This window comes from Citrobacter sp. U14242 (genome assembly GCF_046555775.1).
Classification (GTDB): domain Bacteria; phylum Pseudomonadota; class Gammaproteobacteria; order Enterobacterales; family Enterobacteriaceae; genus Citrobacter.
Genome location: NZ_JBKGLW010000008.1, coordinates 176316 through 192621, shown reverse-complemented (window position 1 = coordinate 192621; position 16306 = coordinate 176316). Strand labels below are relative to the sequence as shown.

At 53.6% G+C, this 16306-nt stretch carries 17 protein-coding genes; 9 read left to right on the top strand and 8 right to left on the bottom strand.

Going from position 1 to position 16306, the window contains the following annotated elements; all coding sequences use genetic code 11:
- Window positions 1–19 precede the first annotated feature (19 nt).
- Genes moaB through ACLJXE_RS15005 form a run of 5 tightly spaced genes read left to right on the top strand, consistent with a single transcriptional unit; the run spans window position 20 to window position 2458 of the window.
- Window positions 20–532, top strand: coding sequence for a molybdenum cofactor biosynthesis protein B (moaB, locus tag ACLJXE_RS15025; RefSeq protein WP_286628294.1), 513 nt, complete (start codon window positions 20–22; stop codon window positions 530–532).
- Window positions 533–534: 2 nt separating this feature from the next.
- Complete coding sequence (gene moaC / locus ACLJXE_RS15020) at window positions 535–1020, top strand: cyclic pyranopterin monophosphate synthase MoaC (RefSeq protein ID WP_286628293.1); 486 nt, start codon at window positions 535–537, stop codon at window positions 1018–1020.
- Window positions 1013–1258 carry a molybdopterin synthase sulfur carrier subunit gene (moaD, locus tag ACLJXE_RS15015; RefSeq protein ID WP_410751293.1) on the top strand — a complete coding sequence of 82 codons (246 nt, stop codon included), beginning with the start codon at window positions 1013–1015 and terminating at the stop codon, window positions 1256–1258. The genes moaC and moaD overlap by 8 nt, the downstream gene beginning before the upstream one ends.
- A 1-nt stretch (window position 1259) precedes the next feature.
- On the top strand, window positions 1260–1712 hold the full coding sequence (gene moaE, locus ACLJXE_RS15010; RefSeq protein WP_410751292.1) for a molybdopterin synthase catalytic subunit MoaE: 453 nt from the start codon (window positions 1260–1262) through the stop codon (window positions 1710–1712).
- Window positions 1713–1753: 41 nt separating this feature from the next.
- Window positions 1754–2458, top strand: coding sequence for a Bax inhibitor-1 family protein (locus tag ACLJXE_RS15005; protein WP_040230421.1), 705 nt, complete (start codon window positions 1754–1756; stop codon window positions 2456–2458).
- A 156-nt stretch (window positions 2459–2614) separates the two neighbouring features.
- Here the strand turns inward: ACLJXE_RS15005 and clsB are convergent, their stop codons facing one another.
- Window positions 2615–3856, bottom strand: coding sequence for a cardiolipin synthase ClsB (gene clsB / locus ACLJXE_RS15000; RefSeq protein WP_410751291.1), 1242 nt, complete (start codon window positions 3854–3856; stop codon window positions 2615–2617).
- Window positions 3853–4614 carry an endonuclease/exonuclease/phosphatase family protein gene (locus ACLJXE_RS14995; protein ID WP_410751290.1) on the bottom strand — a complete coding sequence of 254 codons (762 nt, stop codon included), beginning with the start codon at window positions 4612–4614 and terminating at the stop codon, window positions 3853–3855. Before ACLJXE_RS14995 ends, clsB begins: the two co-directional genes overlap by 4 nt.
- 190 nt (window positions 4615–4804) lie before the next feature.
- Here ACLJXE_RS14995 and ACLJXE_RS14990 point away from each other — a divergent pair, with 190 nt between their 5' ends.
- Window positions 4805–5215 carry a YbhQ family protein gene (locus ACLJXE_RS14990; RefSeq protein WP_286628288.1) on the top strand — a complete coding sequence of 137 codons (411 nt, stop codon included), beginning with the start codon at window positions 4805–4807 and terminating at the stop codon, window positions 5213–5215.
- Here the strand turns inward: ACLJXE_RS14990 and ACLJXE_RS14985 are convergent.
- From ACLJXE_RS14985 to cecR, 5 genes are read right to left on the bottom strand one after another with little or no spacing between them, the layout of a single operon-like run.
- A complete protein-coding gene (locus ACLJXE_RS14985) occupies window positions 5177–6283 on the bottom strand; it encodes an ABC transporter permease (protein ID WP_286628287.1) in 1107 nt (368 codons plus the stop codon). The genes ACLJXE_RS14990 and ACLJXE_RS14985 overlap by 39 nt on opposite strands.
- Before the next feature lie 10 nt (window positions 6284–6293).
- Window positions 6294–7427: an ABC transporter permease gene (locus ACLJXE_RS14980; RefSeq protein WP_410751289.1), complete on the bottom strand. Its 1134-nt coding sequence runs from the start codon at window positions 7425–7427 to the stop codon at window positions 6294–6296.
- Window positions 7420–9156: an ATP-binding cassette domain-containing protein gene (locus tag ACLJXE_RS14975; protein WP_410751288.1), complete on the bottom strand. Its 1737-nt coding sequence runs from the start codon at window positions 9154–9156 to the stop codon at window positions 7420–7422. The genes ACLJXE_RS14980 and ACLJXE_RS14975 overlap by 8 nt, the downstream gene beginning before the upstream one ends.
- Window positions 9149–10144 (bottom strand): secretion protein HlyD, encoded by a 996-nt coding sequence (gene hlyD / locus ACLJXE_RS14970; protein WP_271441260.1) that lies wholly within the window; start codon window positions 10142–10144, stop codon window positions 9149–9151. The genes ACLJXE_RS14975 and hlyD overlap by 8 nt, the downstream gene beginning before the upstream one ends.
- Window positions 10141–10818 (bottom strand): transcriptional regulator CecR, encoded by a 678-nt coding sequence (gene cecR, locus ACLJXE_RS14965; RefSeq protein ID WP_410751287.1) that lies wholly within the window; start codon window positions 10816–10818, stop codon window positions 10141–10143. Before cecR ends, hlyD begins: the two co-directional genes overlap by 4 nt.
- A gap of 220 nt (window positions 10819–11038) precedes the next feature.
- Here cecR and rhlE point away from each other — a divergent pair, with 220 nt between their 5' ends.
- On the top strand, window positions 11039–12382 hold the full coding sequence (gene rhlE / locus ACLJXE_RS14960; RefSeq protein ID WP_286628283.1) for an ATP-dependent RNA helicase RhlE: 1344 nt from the start codon (window positions 11039–11041) through the stop codon (window positions 12380–12382).
- A gap of 71 nt (window positions 12383–12453) precedes the next feature.
- On the opposite strand, the gene ACLJXE_RS14955 is transcribed toward rhlE, so the two are convergent.
- Window positions 12454–13188, bottom strand: coding sequence for a GntR family transcriptional regulator (locus ACLJXE_RS14955; RefSeq protein ID WP_410751286.1), 735 nt, complete (start codon window positions 13186–13188; stop codon window positions 12454–12456).
- Between the two features lie 202 nt (window positions 13189–13390).
- Between ACLJXE_RS14955 and pcaB the strand changes: the two genes are divergently transcribed.
- Together pcaB and ACLJXE_RS14945 are read left to right on the top strand one after the other, a co-directional pair.
- Window positions 13391–14743 (top strand): 3-carboxy-cis,cis-muconate cycloisomerase, encoded by a 1353-nt coding sequence (gene pcaB, locus ACLJXE_RS14950; RefSeq protein WP_410751285.1) that lies wholly within the window; start codon window positions 13391–13393, stop codon window positions 14741–14743.
- Between the two features lie 33 nt (window positions 14744–14776).
- Window positions 14777–16198, top strand: coding sequence for a DASS family sodium-coupled anion symporter (locus ACLJXE_RS14945; protein WP_410751284.1), 1422 nt, complete (start codon window positions 14777–14779; stop codon window positions 16196–16198).
- The last annotated feature ends 108 nt before the right edge of the window (window positions 16199–16306 follow it).

Sequence of the window (16306 nt, the reverse complement as noted above, 5' to 3'; positions counted from 1 at the left end):
TCGCTAAAAGGAGTTTCTCATGAGTCAGGTAAGCGCTGAATTTATCCCGACACGCATTGCTATTCTTACCGTTTCCAGCCGTCGAGGCGAAGATGACGACACTTCCGGCCATTATCTGCGCGACTCTGCGCTGGAAGCGGGTCATCAGATTGTTGATAAGGCGATTGTCAAAGAGAACCGCTATGCGATTCGCGCCCAGGTTTCAGCGTGGATTGCCAGTGACGATGTGCAAGTGGTGCTCATTACCGGTGGTACCGGTTTAACCGAAGGCGATCAGGCACCGGAAGCGCTGCTGCCGCTGTTTGACAGAGAAGTCGAAGGCTTCGGCGAAGTGTTCCGCATGCTCTCCTTTGAAGAGATTGGTACGGCGACGCTGCAGTCTCGTGCGGTTGCCGGGGTGGCAAATAAGACGCTGATTTTCGCCATGCCAGGGTCGACCAAAGCGTGTCGTACCGCCTGGGAAAATATTATTGCGCCGCAGCTCGATGCCCGTACACGTCCGTGTAACTTCCACCCACATTTGAAGAAATAAGTATGTCGCAATTAACCCATATTAATGCCGCTGGCGAAGCGCACATGGTGGATGTTTCTGCCAAAGCTGAGACTGTACGCGAGGCGCGAGCTGAAGCATTCGTGACCATGCGCAGTGAAACGCTGGCGATGATTATCGATGGCAGTCATCATAAAGGTGATGTTTTCGCTACGGCCCGCATTGCGGGTATTCAGGCGGCCAAACGTACCTGGGATCTGATCCCGCTGTGCCATCCGCTGATGCTCAGCAAGGTTGAAGTCAACCTGCTGGCTGAACCGGAGCAAAACCGTGTCCGCATTGAAACACTATGTCGGCTGACGGGAAAAACTGGCGTTGAAATGGAAGCATTAACGGCGGCTTCCGTAGCGGCGTTGACCATTTACGACATGTGCAAAGCCGTACAAAAGGATATGGTGATTGGTCCGGTACGTCTGCTGGCAAAAAGCGGCGGCAAGTCGGGGGATTTTAAGGTGGATGCACATGATTAAGGTTCTTTTCTTTGCCCAGGTGCGAGAACTGGTCAACACCGATGCGCTAGAGGTTGCGGCTGAATTTCCAACGGTAGAAGCACTGCGCCAGTATCTGGCGGGCAAAGGCGATCGTTGGGCGCTGGCGCTGGAAGATGGCAAGCTACTGGCGGCGGTAAACCAGACGCTGGTCAGCTTTGATCATCCGCTCAGGGCGGGTGATGAAGTGGCTTTCTTCCCGCCAGTGACCGGAGGCTAAAATGGCTGAAACGCGAATTGTTGTTGGGTATGCGCCATTTAGCGTTGGTGACGAGTACCCCTGGCTTGCCGGGCGCGATGAAGACGGCGCGGTGGTCACTTTTACCGGTAAAGTTCGTAATCACAATCTGGGTGACAGCGTGCAGGCGTTGACGCTGGAGCATTACCCAGGCATGACCGAAAAAGCGCTGGCGGAAATCGTCGATGAGGCACGTGAGCGCTGGCCGCTGGGCCGTGTGACGGTGATCCACCGTATTGGCGAACTGTGGCCGGGCGATGAAATTGTATTTGTCGGTGTGACCAGTGCACATCGTAGTAGCGCGTTTGATGCCGGGCAGTTCATTATGGATTACCTGAAAACGCGTGCGCCGTTCTGGAAACGTGAAGCCACGCCAGAAGGTGAACGTTGGGTTGACGCCCGCGACAGCGATAAGCAAGCAGCAAAACGCTGGTAGAGTACAATTGGTTTAGGCACATACTGACTCAGGAGATTGTCATGGACCGATTCCCACGATCCGATTCTATTGTGCAGGCCCGTTCCGGCCTGCAAACCTACATGGCGCAGGTCTACGGCTGGATGACCTGTGGGTTGTTACTGACGGCGTTTATTGCATGGTATGCGGCGAATACGCCTGCGGTGATGATGTTTGTCTTTTCCAGCAAAATTACCTTCTTTGGGCTGATCATTGCACAACTGGCGCTGGTATTTGTCCTGTCGGGAATGGTGCAAAAGCTCAGTGCTGGAATGGCAACGACGCTGTTTATGCTCTATTCGGCATTAACCGGGCTGACGCTATCGAGTATTTTTATCGTTTATACCTACTCGTCTATCGCCAGCACCTTCGTGGTTACCGGCGGGATGTTCGGTATCATGAGCCTGTACGGATACACCACCAAACGCGATCTCAGCGGTTTTGGCAACATGTTGTTTATGGCGTTAATTGGTATCGTTCTGGCCTCGTTGGTTAACTTCTGGCTGAAGAGCGAAGCGCTGATGTGGGCGGTGACCTACATTGGGGTGATAGTGTTTGTTGGCCTGACCGCCTATGACACGCAGAAGCTGAAAAATATTGGCGAACAGATTGATCTGCGCGACAGTTCCAACCTGCGTAAATACGCGATCCTCGGGGCGTTAACGCTGTATCTGGACTTTATTAACCTGTTCCTGATGCTGCTGCGTATTTTCGGTAATCGCCGCTAATTCTTGTCGCCGGATGGGGCAGTGCCTGTCCGGCCCACGGTTTTGCAACGAAAGTCGGCCGGATAAGGTGTTAAGCCGCATCCGGCACTAACGTCACGATGATTTAGCCATCGTCTCCTCGTTTTTTACCCGCCGCGTTTTCGCCCGACTTCGCCATCAGCTTTTTCCTCCTGCATCCTCGGTTTGAATGCGATCTTGTGTTTCGATCGCGGGTTGTGCTGGCGGCTCCACTTCCGTCAGACGTGGAGTGTGTGCCGGTAGCCAACCGACCAGTGCCGGGAAGTGGCGTAAAAAGTGAAATGCCAATACGCTTTTGGTCAGGTTCCACCAGGTACGTCTGGGTAACATTGATTCATCAATTCGCTGACAGTCATCTGCAATAATTGGATTCAGGTTGTCGCGCAGGATCTGATTAAAAGCACGGTCGTGAATAATGAGATTGGCTTCCAGATTCAGCGACAGACTGAGTGGGTCAAGATTGCTGGAGCCGACAGTAGCCCAGTGATCGTCCATCAGCGCCACTTTGCCATGCAGCGGCTTGCGGTGATATTCGTAGACGTGGACGCCCCCTTTGACCAGATAGTGATACAGCAGCCGGGCGCCCACTTTCACAATGGGCATATCAGGCTCGCCCTGAACGATGAGTTTTACCCGTACGCCGCGTCGTGCTGCTTTACGTAGTGCATGCAACAGACGATAACCGGGGAAGAAATAGGCATTGGCAATAATCACTTCCCGTTTTGCCTGAGCAAGCATTTTCAAATAATGACGTTCAATATCATCACGATGTTCCTCGTTATCACGCCAGACGAACAGCGCCTGCGCTTCACCGGGGCGATGGTTTTCGACTGCCCGGTGATGGCGTGGCCACCAGCGGCGTACGGCGCTTTGTCCCGGCAGGTTGCCCAGCACGAATGTAAGAATATCAACCACAATCGGACCTTCAACACACACCGCGTAATCTTGCTTGGCTTCCGGCCCGTAGTCAGACATGTGTTCGGCGGAGTAATTAATGCCGCCGACGAAGGCGATGCGATCGTCAATGACCACAATTTTGCGATGCATCCGGCGAAACAGATTGGTACGCATCCCGAACAGACGTGGGCGCGGATCGTAATAACGGAAAACAATACCTGCCGCGGTTAACTCTTCGACAAAGCGATCGCTGAGATCAGGTGAGCCGTAGCCGTCGAGCAACACCTCTGCGGCGATCCCGCGGTGCGCGGCAGCGAGCAGTGCGGCATGTAGCTGTTTCCCTACCTCATCTTCAAACCAGATAAAGGTCTCCAGAATGATTTTTTGCTCCGCGTGTTTAATCGCGTGAAATACGGCGGGATAGTACTGATCGCCGTTTTCCAGTAGCTGAATTTGATTGCCTTCACGCCAGCCTGTTTTCATACACGAATCTCCGCGCTCAGGGGGGCATGATCGGACAAATGTCGCCAGTGTCGCAGCGCCAGCACGGCTGGTGTACTGGCGTTAGCATTTTTTACATAGATTCTGTCGAGGCGCAGTAGAGGACATCGCACCGGGAAAGTTCGTGCCGGGCGACCGTGAGCGCGAGTAAAAATCTCGTCAAGACCGGCCTGGCTCTTCAACGGATCATTTGCCTGTTGTCGCCAGTCGTTAAAATCGCCAGCAACCACTACGGGGTCCGTGTCGGGCAGGGCATTGACCCAATTTGCCAGCATGCTGAGCTGTGCCTGGCGATGGGCTTCACGTAAACCGAGGTGGACGCACATCACATGAATCGGGCGGGACAGCATCGGCGGCATAATGCGGCAGTAAAGCACACCACGTTTTTCACTCGTGCCTACGGATACATCACGGTTTTCATAATGTTCAATGGGGTAACGCGATAGCACGGCATTGCCGTGATGTCCTTGTGGATACACGGCATTGCACCCGTAGGCGAAATCGCGCCACATGGTGTCGGCCAGAAACTCGTAGTGGCTGGTATCCGGCCAGTTTTCTATCTGCAGTGAGTGTTCGTCGTGAGCGCCCAGCACCTCCTGCAGGCACACAATATCTGCGCCAATTGCCCTGACGGCATCCCGCAGCTCGGGCAAAATAAAGCGTCTGTTAAAGGCGGTGAAACCCTTGTGAGTATTAATGGTGAGCACATTGAATGAAAATCGATCTGCTGATTCGCTCATGATTCTCCCGTTGGCGTCACTATCCTGACTCTCTCCGTCATCCTTCGGGATGCGGGGGTTTGACCGCATCCCGAATTCTGTGGCGAAATAAATAGTGTAGTCGCCGTCACAAAAAGATGCGGTGTTACGGAATTTTCCGGAAAGTCCGGTACTCTGAATAATTAGTTAAAAATCCTTCAGGAGAAAAGCCATGAGGTGGCAACAACGTGTTCGTGTCGCAACGGGTCTAAGTTGCTGGCAGATTGTGTTGCATTTACTGGTAGTGGCGTTGCTGGTAATGGGCTGGATGAGCGGCAAGTTGGTGCACGTCGGCCTGGGATTATGCGTCGTGTATGGCGTAACGGTTATCTTAATGCTGGCATTGCAACGTCACCATGAACAGCGCTGGCGTGATGTGGCGGATGTGCTGGAAGAGCTGACGACCACGTGGTATTTCGGTGCGGCAATGATCGTACTGTGGCTGCTGTCGCGTGTGCTGCAAAATAACGTGTTACTGGCGCTGGCGGGGCTGGCTGTCCTTGCCGGACCCGCAGTGGTCTCGTTGTTGACGAAAGAGAAAAAGTTACATCACTTTGCGTCTAAACATCGCATACGCCGCTGAGCCTGTTGTGGCCGCTATGACCAATAGCGGCCACAAACTTCCCCAGACAATCTTCAGACTCGCATCCTTCAGGTAAATCTGTTTTGTGATGTCCGTAAAGTGACGGATCGGGTTTATCCACGTCAGGTTTTGTAACCATACCGGCATATTTTCGACCGGAGAGACGTACCCGGACAGCAAAATCGCCGGCATCATAAAGACGAACACGCCGATAAATGCCTGCTGCTGCGTCGCGCACAGTGACGAAATCAGCAAGCCAAATCCCACCAACGACAACCCGTAAATCACCATTGTGAAGTAGAACAAACCCAGTGAACCTGCAAACGGGATGTGATAGGCCCAGATGCCGATTGCCAGTACGATAGTGGCCTGAAAGGTGGCAACAATGAGTGCTGGCACGGCTTTACCGATGAAAATCTGCCAGGTCGTCAGTGGGGAAACCAGCAGTTGATCAAGTGTGCCCTGTTCGCGTTCGCGGGCGACCGACAGTGAGGTGACGATCATCACGCCGATGGTGGTGATCATAGCGATCAGCGACGGAACCACGAACCATTTGTAATCCAGATTCGGGTTATACCAGTTACGCACGACCAGCTCGCTGTTGTTCGGTTTCGGCTTGCCTTCCATCAGCTCCTGCTGATACTCCTTAACGATCTGCTGCAGATAATTCGCTGCAATCTGCGCGCTGTTGGAGTTGCGTCCATCGAGAATGAGCTGCATGGGTGCTTGTTGAAAAGTATCCAGATTACGCGAGAAGTCTGCCGGGAAGCGCACCAGCAGTAGTGCTTTTTGCGTGTCGATGGTGGGTTGGATTTCCTGTGGGCTTTTTAGCAGCAGAATATGGGTAAAGGCGCTGGCGCGGGCAAAACGCTGGGTTAATTCAACCGAGTGTTTACCGTTATCTTCGTTATAGATAGCGATAGTGGCGTTAGTGACTTCCAGCGTTGCGGCGAACGGGAACAGAATGACCTGAATCAGTACCGGTAAAATCAGAATGGCCCGCGTTTGCGGCTCACGCAGCAGCGATTGCAGCTCTTTGCGAATTAATGTCCATAAGCGATGAAACATGCCAGTCCCCTTAATCCAACCGACGTTTGGTTTTAAGCCACGTCAGACCAATAAACATTACCGCCGAAGCGATTAAAAACAGCACGTTGATAATCAGCACCAGCGGAATATTTCCCGCCAGAAACAGGCTTTGCAACGTACTGACGAAATAGCGTGCGGGAATAATGTAAGTCACCGCGCGGATAATCGCCGGCATGCTGTCTATCTGGAAGATAAATCCCGACAACATAATTGAAGGCAGGAAGGCGGCGTTCAGCGCCACCTGTGCGGCGTTAAACTGATTGCGGGTAATGGTGGAGATCAGCAATCCCATGCCAAGCGTACTGAGCAGAAACAGGCTGGTGATAAAAAACAGGATCAGTAACGAACCGCGATACGGCACGCCCAGAATAAATACCGACACCAACATACACAGCAGCATCGCCAGCATGCCAAGAAAGTAATAGGGGATAAGCTTACACAGCAGCAACTCCACGCGAGTCACTTCGGTTGACAGCAACGCTTCCATGGTTCCGCGCTCCCACTCACGCGCCACCACCAGCGAGGTGAGGATCGCGCCAATGACCGTCATAATGATAGTGACCGCCCCAGGGATAATAAAATGCTGGCTGATGGCCGCCGGGTTGAACCAGTACCGAGTCTGCACATCGATCAGTGGCTCGAACGATTCACCCTGGTCTTCCGCCCGTTGCTTTTGCCAAATCTGCCAGATACCTTCGACATAACCCTGCACAAAGTTAGCCGTGTTTGGCTCACTGCCGTCGGTGATGACCTGAATGGGTGCTACGTCGTTGGGCCGCGCCATCTGCTGGGCAAAATCTACCGGGATCACCACCAGGCCGCGAATGCGTCCGGCCTGCATTTTCTCAATCAATTCCTGACGGTTATCGCTGATGGTGGCATCAATATAGGGCGAGCCGGTCATGGTATGGGTAAAGTCCAGTGCCTCTTTGCTTTGCTGTTCAAGCAAAATCCCCACCCGTAGCTTGCTGGAGTCGAGATTAATGCCGTAGCCGAAGATAAACAGCAGCAGTAACGGGATCACGACGGCAATCAGCCAGCTACTGGGATCGCGGACGATCTGGCGTGTTTCTTTCACGCACAACGCCCGTACGCGCCGCCAGGAGAGAGAGTGGCTACTCATGCGTATGCTCCTTATCCCAGTCATTGATAAGCGTAATAAACGCCTGCTCCATCGTCGGGTCCGGCGTGTCGCTATCGGCTGCTTGTGCTTTCAGGTCATCAGGCGTGCCGCTGGCAATCAGCTTGCCGCGATACACCAGCCCGATACGGTCACAGTATTCCGCCTCGTCCATAAAGTGGGTGGTGACCATCACCGTCACGCCTTTCTCCACCATGCTGTTGATATGCAGCCAGAACTCCCGACGGGTGAGGGGATCGACCCCGGAAGTGGGTTCATCAAGGAACAGGATATCGGGTTCATGCATCAGCGAGCAGGCCAGTGCCAGGCGCTGCTTAAAGCCCAGCGGCAGTTCGTCGGTGGCGTGAGACGCGATGCTTTTCAGGCCGAATGCCTCGCTCATACGATCGATTTTATCTTTCTGCGCCCGACCGCGCAGACCGTAGACGCCGGAGAAAAAGCGCAGGTTCTGCTCAACCGTCAGGTTGCCGTACAGGGAGAATTTTTGCGCCATATAACCCAGATGCTGGCGCGCTTTGCCGGAGCTGACCTTCAGATCCATGTCCAGCACCAGCGCTTTGCCGGAGGTGGGGACCAGCAGGCCGCACATCATTTTAAAGGTGGTGGATTTACCGGCACCGTTTGGCCCAAGCAGGCCAAAAATCTCACCACGTTGTACTGCAAAATCCACATGATCGGTGGCCGCAAAATCACCAAATTTCTTGGTCAGTGCTTTAGCTTCGATCACCGTTTCACCTGGCGTTCCTTCAACCGTATGCAGGATCGCGCCCAGCGGTGATTCCGACGTACCGGCACCACCCAGTAAATCAATGAAGGCATCCTCGAAGCGGGGAGCCGTTTCGCTGATGTTAATCTCCGGCATCCCGTCTGCCTGACGAATATCGTCTGCAGTGGCTGCTTTTTTCAGGATCAAACGTACCGATTTCCCCTGAATCATCCCGTCGCTGACCTGCGGTAGTTTTAATGCCCGCTGCAGCAACCGACGGTTATTTTCTTGCTGACTGCTCATGAGGAAACTGCGGCCCGCCATGGTTTGCGTCAGTCGCGTCGGTTCGCCCTGATACAACAGTTCGCCTTCGTTCATCAACAGCACATCGCGGCACTGCTCTGCCTCATCCAGATACGAGGTACTCCAGAGGATCAACATGCCATCCCCCGCCAGTTCGTGCACCATTTGCCACAGTTCACGACGGGAGATGGGGTCGACGCCGACCCCTGGCTCATCAAGCAACAGTACTTTGGGCTCGCCGACCAGCGTACAGGCCAGCCCCAGCTTCTGTTTCATCCCACCGGAAAGTTTGCCCGCCAGACGCCCGGTAAATGGCCCCAGTGAGGTAAATTCCAGCAGGCGGGCAAAGGTTTTTTCCCGCACTTCGCCGGTGACACTGCGTAAATCGGCATAGAGATTGAGGTTCTCCATGACGGTTAAATCTTCATACAGGCCGAATTTCTGCGGCATATAGCCCAGTACCGCATGCAGCGCACTGTCGTTGACTATCGGGTCAAAGCCAATCACCGTCGCACTGCCATCGTCCGGTTTCAACAGACCTGCCAGCATCCGCATTAGCGTGGTTTTCCCCGCGCCGTCAGGACCTACCAGACCGGTGACGTAGCCTGCATGAATGGTGCAGTCAAGTGGGGCGACTGCCGGTTTTTCCATCCCGGCAAAGCGTTTCGTCAGACCATTCAGCGTAATGACGGCGTCATTCATGCCGTGCCTCGGTACCGAATTTTACCGTCACCGGCATTCCCTGGCGTAGCGCATCGTCTGCGTCGGTCACGACAATACGCAGACGGTAAACCAGGTCAGTACGCAGGTCCGGGGTTTCCACCGTTTTCGGAGTAAATTCTGCAGTAGGTGACACGAAGCCAATTTTACCGTGATACGGCTTGTCCGGCCGACCGTCGGTGTAGAGCAAAATTTCACGTCCCGGCTGCGCCTGGCTCAGATTACGTTCGTCAACATAGGCGCGGACCCATACCGGACGGGTGAGCGACAGCGTCAGTACCGTACCGCCTGCGCTTAGCATACTGCCGGGTTCGACCGCACGGGTAAGCAGCGTACCGTCAGACGGTGAGGTCAGCGTGGTGTCATGCAAATTTAGCTCAGCCTGTGCCAGCTCAGCCTGAGCCTGTTCGAGCGTGGCTTTTGCCTGCGCAATATCCTGCGGACGGTTACCGCTGCGATATTGCGTGAGTTTATCTTGCGCGGATTTTAACGATGCCAGCGCCTGGTCACGTGATGAACGGGCATTTTCCAGATCGTTGGCGGAGATAGTGCGACTTTTCCACAATCCTACCTGTCGATTATAAAAATTCTGCGCGTAATCGTAAGCCGCCTGGGCCTGTTTTACCGCCGCGGCAGTTTGTGCGATTTCTTCTTCCCGATAACCTGCCAGCATTAGATCATACTGCGCCTGGGCGGCGGCAACATTGGCTTTCGCCTGCATTAGCGCGTTCTCATACGGGGCGTGATCCAGTTCGCCCAGTACCTGACCTGCAGTAATGGCATCGCCTTCGTCAACGGCCAGCGAGGCCAGTCGGCCACCGACACGAAAACTCAGGTTGACGCTACGGATGTCGACGTTGCCGTACAGCGTCAGGCCGTTATCTTGCCGACTTTGATACCACCACGTTCCACCAGCAATCACGGCAACGAGGGCCGCGATAACCAGCCCAAGAACGACAGGTTTTTTCATGACTCCAGACTCCTTTGCGTTAAACCTTGCAGAATAAGATCGATATGACAGGTGACCGTTTGGTAAATCAGCGCGGTTTTATCCTCATCAAATTGTGACCAGCCCGTACGTAACAGGATCGTTTCTTTACCCAGGCGAAAGGCCAGCACCTCGCCAAGTATGGCGTGGGTGTGCAGGATCATTTGGGTATCATGGGCATCGCAGCCAGTATAGGCAGCGATCAGACGTGTCAGGTGGGTATGCAGTGGATTGATAACCTGGTCATGCACCAGCTGATACGCGGCGGTAGGGGAAAGCTGCTCGCGTGAAATAAACTTGCTCAGGTTAACCGTGTCGTCCTGGGTTAACAGCATGATCATATTTTTGCAGGCCCGCAGGATAAGTTCGCGCATCGCGGCCCGGTCTGGCTTTGGCTGAGCAAACAGTCGCTCTGCTTCCTCCGCGTGAGGGCGAAACTGCGAGCCGATAAAATCAGCAATCCACTGGGCACAGGCGAGATATAAATCCTCTTTTGAGCCAAAATAGTAGGTGATGGCCGCAATGTTTTGTCCGGCTTGAGCCGCAATATCACGCGTAGTGGCGTGCAGGCCGTACTCGCCAAATTGCGCCAGTGCGGCGGCAATGAGCTGATTTTTCGCCTGTTCACCTTTGGTTGTCATGGTGGGTGCATTCATTGCGCGACTCTGAAATTAATCAATCGATTGATTAAGATTATGACTCAAATGTCCCCTTGTCCAGTCTGTCGACGTATTTTCCGTGGGCGGGAAATTTATGCGGCATATCACAAAAACTGCTACACTCCGCCCCTTCATGACATTGTGGTTTTTGTCATCTCTATTGTGTGTATCTCCCTGAAAACGACACCGGTAACGGTCGGGGCGGTTCGGAGTAGTTATGTCTTTTGATTCCCTTGGTTTAAATCCTGATATTTTGCGTGCCGTTGCCGAGCAGGGTTACCGTGAACCTACCCCTATTCAGCAGCAGGCGATCCCTGCTGTGCTGGAAGGCCGCGATCTGATGGCAAGTGCCCAGACCGGTACGGGTAAAACGGCAGGTTTTACCTTGCCGCTGTTACAACATCTCATTACCCACCAGCCGCATGGCAAAAGCCGTCGTCCGGTACGTGCGCTGATCCTCACGCCAACCCGCGAACTGGCGGCTCAGATTGGCGAAAACGTGCGTGATTACAGTAAGTATCTGAATATTCGCTCGCTGGTCGTTTTTGGCGGCGTGAGCATTAACCCGCAGATGATGAAACTGCGCGGTGGTGTGGATGTACTGATTGCAACGCCGGGGCGTTTGCTCGATCTGGAACACCAAAATGCGGTGAAGCTGGATCAGGTTGAGATCCTGGTGCTGGATGAAGCCGACCGAATGCTGGATATGGGTTTTATCCATGATATTCGTCGCGTACTGGCTAAACTGCCGGCAAAACGTCAGAACCTGCTGTTCTCGGCCACGTTCTCTGACGACATTAAGCAGCTTGCCGAAAAGCTGCTGCACAATCCGCTGGAAATTGAAGTAGCGCGTCGTAATACCGCGTCAGAGCAGGTGACTCAGCATGTGCATTTCGTTGATAAAAAACGTAAACGTGAACTGCTGTCGCAGATGATTGGTCAGGGTAACTGGCAGCAGGTGCTGGTCTTTACCCGTACTAAACACGGCGCGAACCATCTGGCAGAACAGTTGAACAAAGACGGTATTCGCAGTGCGGCGATCCACGGCAATAAATCTCAGGGTGCGCGTACACGTGCGCTGGCTGATTTTAAATCTGGCGATATTCGCGTGCTGGTGGCGACCGACATCGCCGCGCGTGGGCTGGATATCGAAGAGTTGCCGCATGTTGTGAACTACGAGTTGCCAAACGTACCGGAAGATTACGTGCACCGTATTGGCCGTACCGGCCGTGCGGCGGCAACCGGTGAAGCGTTGTCGCTGGTGTGCGTTGATGAACACAAGTTGCTGCGTGATATCGAGAAGCTGCTGAAAAAAGAGATCCCGCGTATTGCGATCCCAGGCTATGAGCCAGACCCGTCAATCAAAGCTGAGCCAATCCAGAACGGACGTCAGCAGCGTGGTGGCGGTGGTCGTGGTCAGGGTGGTGCTGGTCGTGGGCAGCAGCCGCGTCGTCAGGATGGCGGTGCGCCAAAAGCGAAACCGCGTAGCAGCGAAGGCAAACCGGCGGGCGATAAGCCTCGTCCGCCGCGTCGTCCGCGCAAACCCTCGTCTGCGCAGTAAGTTACGTTACCGGATGGCAGCGTAAACGTGTTATCCGGCCTGCCTGTCGCGTAGGTCGGATACGCAATGCATCATTCCCCAGAACTTTGCGATTTCAGTACGATTGAGCAGGTATAGCGTCCTGCCGGATGAATAGAAATCGTCGTTTCAAATACCTTTCCTTCCCTGTCCAGATAGCGACGCACAATTCTCATCGCCGGAGAATCAGGTGCTACGTTAAGGATTTTTGCCATCTTCCTGGGCACGCCGACGGCCGTAATCGTCTGATGAACTTCATGGCTCTTAATGCCGTAATGCGTTTCGATCAGATCGCTAATTAACGAGTGCGGATCGTCGCGGATGTACGTGCGCAGCTTGGCGTAATCCGTACTGGCGTAACTGTCGGTCCAGCAGATTGGTGCATCCGGGTTCTGCGCATCTTCACGAGTACTGGCAATGTGCAGCCAGCGGGAGCCTGGCGGGCAACCAATCATCTGGGAAAGTTCAATATCCGCCACAATCTCGTCGATTCTCTTAATCACGCGCAGGTTATTTTTTGCCAGCAGTAAGAGATCTTCCAGATGCGATAGCGGGTGATTAACACCGTTTGCCTGTGGTTCGCAAACGCGTGTTCCTGCACCTTTACGCCGTGAAATCAGCCCCTGTTCTGTTAATTCTCTCAACGCCTCTCTTATGGTGTGGCGGCTGACCTGCCACGTTTCACACAGCTCCATTTCTGTGGGAAACAGCGAGCCGGGAGCAAAGGTACCCACCGAAATTTGCTGTGCCAGTTCACGTGCTATTCGCTTGTACAGAGATTCTTTCATCGCGGTTTCATCAAAAAATTAATGATCTTCATCACAAAAATATGTACGGACTATTCCATACATTTCTCATGAATACTATAAATGTCCGTACATTTAAATGTACGGACATTTGGTTATGTCTGGACATTGAAGCGGTCTTTGTTTATCCAACAAATGATCCGAAACACGCATCTTATCATTATCAGATTTTCCAGGGGGATTTATGGCTTCGAATGTACTTGATTCTGTTCTGTTCAGGGATTCTTTCGGCACACCGGCGATGCGCGCGGTGTTTGACGATCGCGAGCTGGTACGCAAATACGTGGAAGTGGAGGTGGCCTTAGCCAAAGCCCAGGCACGCTGCGGTGTGATACCCGAGGCTGCGGCACAGGAAATTGCCGAGAAATGTAATGCCGATACGCTTGATTTCGATGTGCTGCGCCATGAAACCGAGATTGTGGGTTATCCAATCCTGCCGCTGGTACACCAGATTTCGAAACAAGCTGGGGAATCTGGTGGCTATGTGCACTGGGGCGCAACCACGCAGGACATCATGGACACCGCGGTAGTTCTGCAAATTCGTGATGCGTTTGCGTTAATTGAAACCGATATGGACAAACTTCGTGCGACGCTCGCTGACCTCGCGCGCCGTTACCGCGATACGCCAATGGCGGGCAGAACCCATTTGCAGCAAGCGTTGCCAGTAACCTTTGGTTATAAAGCCGCTATTTGGCTGGATATGTTCGAACGCCACGCTGAACGTCTTGCCCAGGCGCGTCCACGTGTACTGGTTGGCGAATTTGCTGGTGCAGCCGGTACGCTGGCATCGCTGGGGGATAAGGGTCTGGCGGTACAAAAAGCCATGATGGAAGAGTTAGGGCTCAATGTACCGACCTCCACCTGGCACGTTGCACGTGATGGTTTTGCAGAAGCCGTAAACCTGCTGGCGGTGATGACCGGTTCGCTGGGCAAAATTGCTTATGACGTGATGCTGATGGCATCAAATGAGTTTGGTGAGCTGTATGAACCGTTTGTTAAAGGACGCGGCGCCAGCAGTACTATGCCACAGAAACGTAACCCTATTTCCAGCGAGTTGATGCTGGCCTGTGCGAAAGGCGTACGTCAGCAAGCAGGGCTCATGCTGGATGCGATGGTGCAGGATCTGGAGCGGGCGACCGGACCGTGGCATGCAGAATGGATTGCTATCCCGGAAAGTTTCGTCCTCAGCGCCGGGGCATTGCATCAGGCCAACTTTATGTTAGCGGGGCTGGTGGTTGATGAAGCTGCGATGAAACGTAACCTCGGCATGACTAACGGACTGATTGTGGCTGAAGCGGTCATGATGGGACTGGCACCGTATATTGGTCGTCAGGATGCGCATGATGTCGTGTATGACGCCTGCCGTATCGTCAATGAACAAGGGGGACGACTGGCGGATGTACTGAATGCGATGCCGTCAGTTTCAGAACGTCTGGATCCGCAGTTGATTGAAGAGTTGACCGACCCGGCAAATTACCTGGGAATGGCGCCTGCGATGGTCGATCAGGTGCTGGCCAAATATCTGTCGCAGAAATGACGGTTCTCGGGTTAACGGAATAAGGATATTTTTATGTCAACGAATTCTGTCACGGGAAAATCCATTCTGTCGTTCCTGATTCCGCTGGTGATTGGGGGGATCATTTGGTTTTATCCCGTACCTGATGGTCTGACGCCTCAGGCCTGGCATATGTTTGCTATTTTTGCCGCCACTATTGCCGCCATTTTGACCCAACCGCTCCCTTCGGGGGCGGTCATGTTGATTGCGCTTTGCGTGGTGATTTTTACCAAAACGTTGCCAGAGGCGAAAGCGCTTTCCGGGTTCGCTTCCGGCACGGTATGGCTTATCTTCTGCGCCTATATCCTTTCTCTGGGGTTTGTTACCTCAGGGCTTGGGAAACGTATTGCGTACAAAATGCTGTCGCTTTTTGGCGGCAGCAGCCTGGGTATCGCCTACTCGCTGGGGGTGTCCGATCTGATTATGGCCCCGGCAATGCCGTCGGTTACTGCCCGCTCCGGGGGGATTATTTTCCCCATCACCCGCTCAATCAATGACGTGCTGGGCTCGGCTCCTGGGGTAACCGGCAAGCGTATCGGTGATTTCTTAACCATGGTGTGCTTTCAGTTTACGCCAATTACCGGGGCGATATTCCTCACCGGGATGGCGGCGAATCCGCTGGTGGCCAGTCTGGCAAAATCCTCGTTAGGCGTTGAGATAACCTGGGGCGGATGGTTTGTTTCCGCAGTGGTTCCGGCGATGGTCTGTTTCTGTCTGATGCCGCTTCTGGTCTATAAATTGCTGGACCCTGAGCTTAAGCGTACGCCAGAAGCAAAAGCGATGGGCAAGCAGGCGCTGGGTGAACTCGGTGCGATGAGCAGTAACGAGAAAAAGGTCGCATTTGGCTTTGTGCTGGCGTTGGTTGGCTGGGGCACCAGCTTGATCACGGGATTATCGGCGACCTCTGTCGGGCTGGGGCTGGCTGCGTATCTGTTTGCCTCTGGCGCGGTCAGTTGGAAGAGCCTGCTCAATGACCACGCGGCCTGGGATACGGTGATTTGGTTTAGCGTCATTATTAGCCTCGCGACCGGACTTGCCGATCTGGGCTTTATTAAATGGATGACGATAAAACTGGGCAGCGGTATTCAGGGATTTGGCGCGATAGAATCCTTTATTATGCTGGGGATTCTTTATATTTACGTTCATTATCTCTTCGCCACGGCGACCGGGCATGTTGCTGCACTGTATGCCCCTTTTGCGGCAACGGCGATCGCAGCAGGCGCGCCACCGATGATGGTCGCTATCTGTTTTGGTATCTTCAGTAACCTGATGTGGGGCAATACCGAGTACGGTGGTGGGCCAGGTCCTATCTATTTTGCCCAAGGGTATTTTGAACGTCCGCGCTTTTACAAAATCAACCTCTGCGTGGTGACGGCGAATGTGATTATCATTTTTGCCGTGGGCATGCTGTGGTGGAAGTTGTTGGGATACTATTAACCAACCCCCTTATTCGGCCTGCAATGTTCCTCACCGTAGGCTGAATAAGGTGCGAACCCGGATTGTCGGCCGGATAAGGCGTGTAAGCCGCTATCCGGCAATTTAAGC

Coding starts and splice junctions, on each gene's coding strand:
- ACLJXE_RS15005 (WP_040230421.1), top strand. CDS start 1,754: ATGGACCGATTCCCACGATCCGATTCTATTGTGCAGGCCCGTTCCGGC.
- ACLJXE_RS14990 (WP_286628288.1), top strand. CDS start 4,805: ATGAGGTGGCAACAACGTGTTCGTGTCGCAACGGGTCTAAGTTGCTGG.
- ACLJXE_RS14945 (WP_410751284.1), top strand. CDS start 14,777: ATGTCAACGAATTCTGTCACGGGAAAATCCATTCTGTCGTTCCTGATT.
- moaE (WP_410751292.1), top strand. CDS start 1,260: ATGGCTGAAACGCGAATTGTTGTTGGGTATGCGCCATTTAGCGTTGGT.
- pcaB (WP_410751285.1), top strand. CDS start 13,391: ATGGCTTCGAATGTACTTGATTCTGTTCTGTTCAGGGATTCTTTCGGC.
- ACLJXE_RS14985 (WP_286628287.1), bottom strand. CDS start 6,283: ATGTTTCATCGCTTATGGACATTAATTCGCAAAGAGCTGCAATCGCTG.
- ACLJXE_RS14975 (WP_410751288.1), bottom strand. CDS start 9,156: ATGAATGACGCCGTCATTACGCTGAATGGTCTGACGAAACGCTTTGCC.
- rhlE (WP_286628283.1), top strand. CDS start 11,039: ATGTCTTTTGATTCCCTTGGTTTAAATCCTGATATTTTGCGTGCCGTT.
- ACLJXE_RS14995 (WP_410751290.1), bottom strand. CDS start 4,614: ATGAGCGAATCAGCAGATCGATTTTCATTCAATGTGCTCACCATTAAT.
- hlyD (WP_271441260.1), bottom strand. CDS start 10,144: ATGAAAAAACCTGTCGTTCTTGGGCTGGTTATCGCGGCCCTCGTTGCC.
- clsB (WP_410751291.1), bottom strand. CDS start 3,856: ATGAAAACAGGCTGGCGTGAAGGCAATCAAATTCAGCTACTGGAAAAC.
- ACLJXE_RS14980 (WP_410751289.1), bottom strand. CDS start 7,427: ATGAGTAGCCACTCTCTCTCCTGGCGGCGCGTACGGGCGTTGTGCGTG.
- moaC (WP_286628293.1), top strand. CDS start 535: ATGTCGCAATTAACCCATATTAATGCCGCTGGCGAAGCGCACATGGTG.
- moaD (WP_410751293.1), top strand. CDS start 1,013: ATGATTAAGGTTCTTTTCTTTGCCCAGGTGCGAGAACTGGTCAACACC.
- moaB (WP_286628294.1), top strand. CDS start 20: ATGAGTCAGGTAAGCGCTGAATTTATCCCGACACGCATTGCTATTCTT.
- ACLJXE_RS14955 (WP_410751286.1), bottom strand. CDS start 13,188: ATGAAAGAATCTCTGTACAAGCGAATAGCACGTGAACTGGCACAGCAA.
- cecR (WP_410751287.1), bottom strand. CDS start 10,818: ATGAATGCACCCACCATGACAACCAAAGGTGAACAGGCGAAAAATCAG.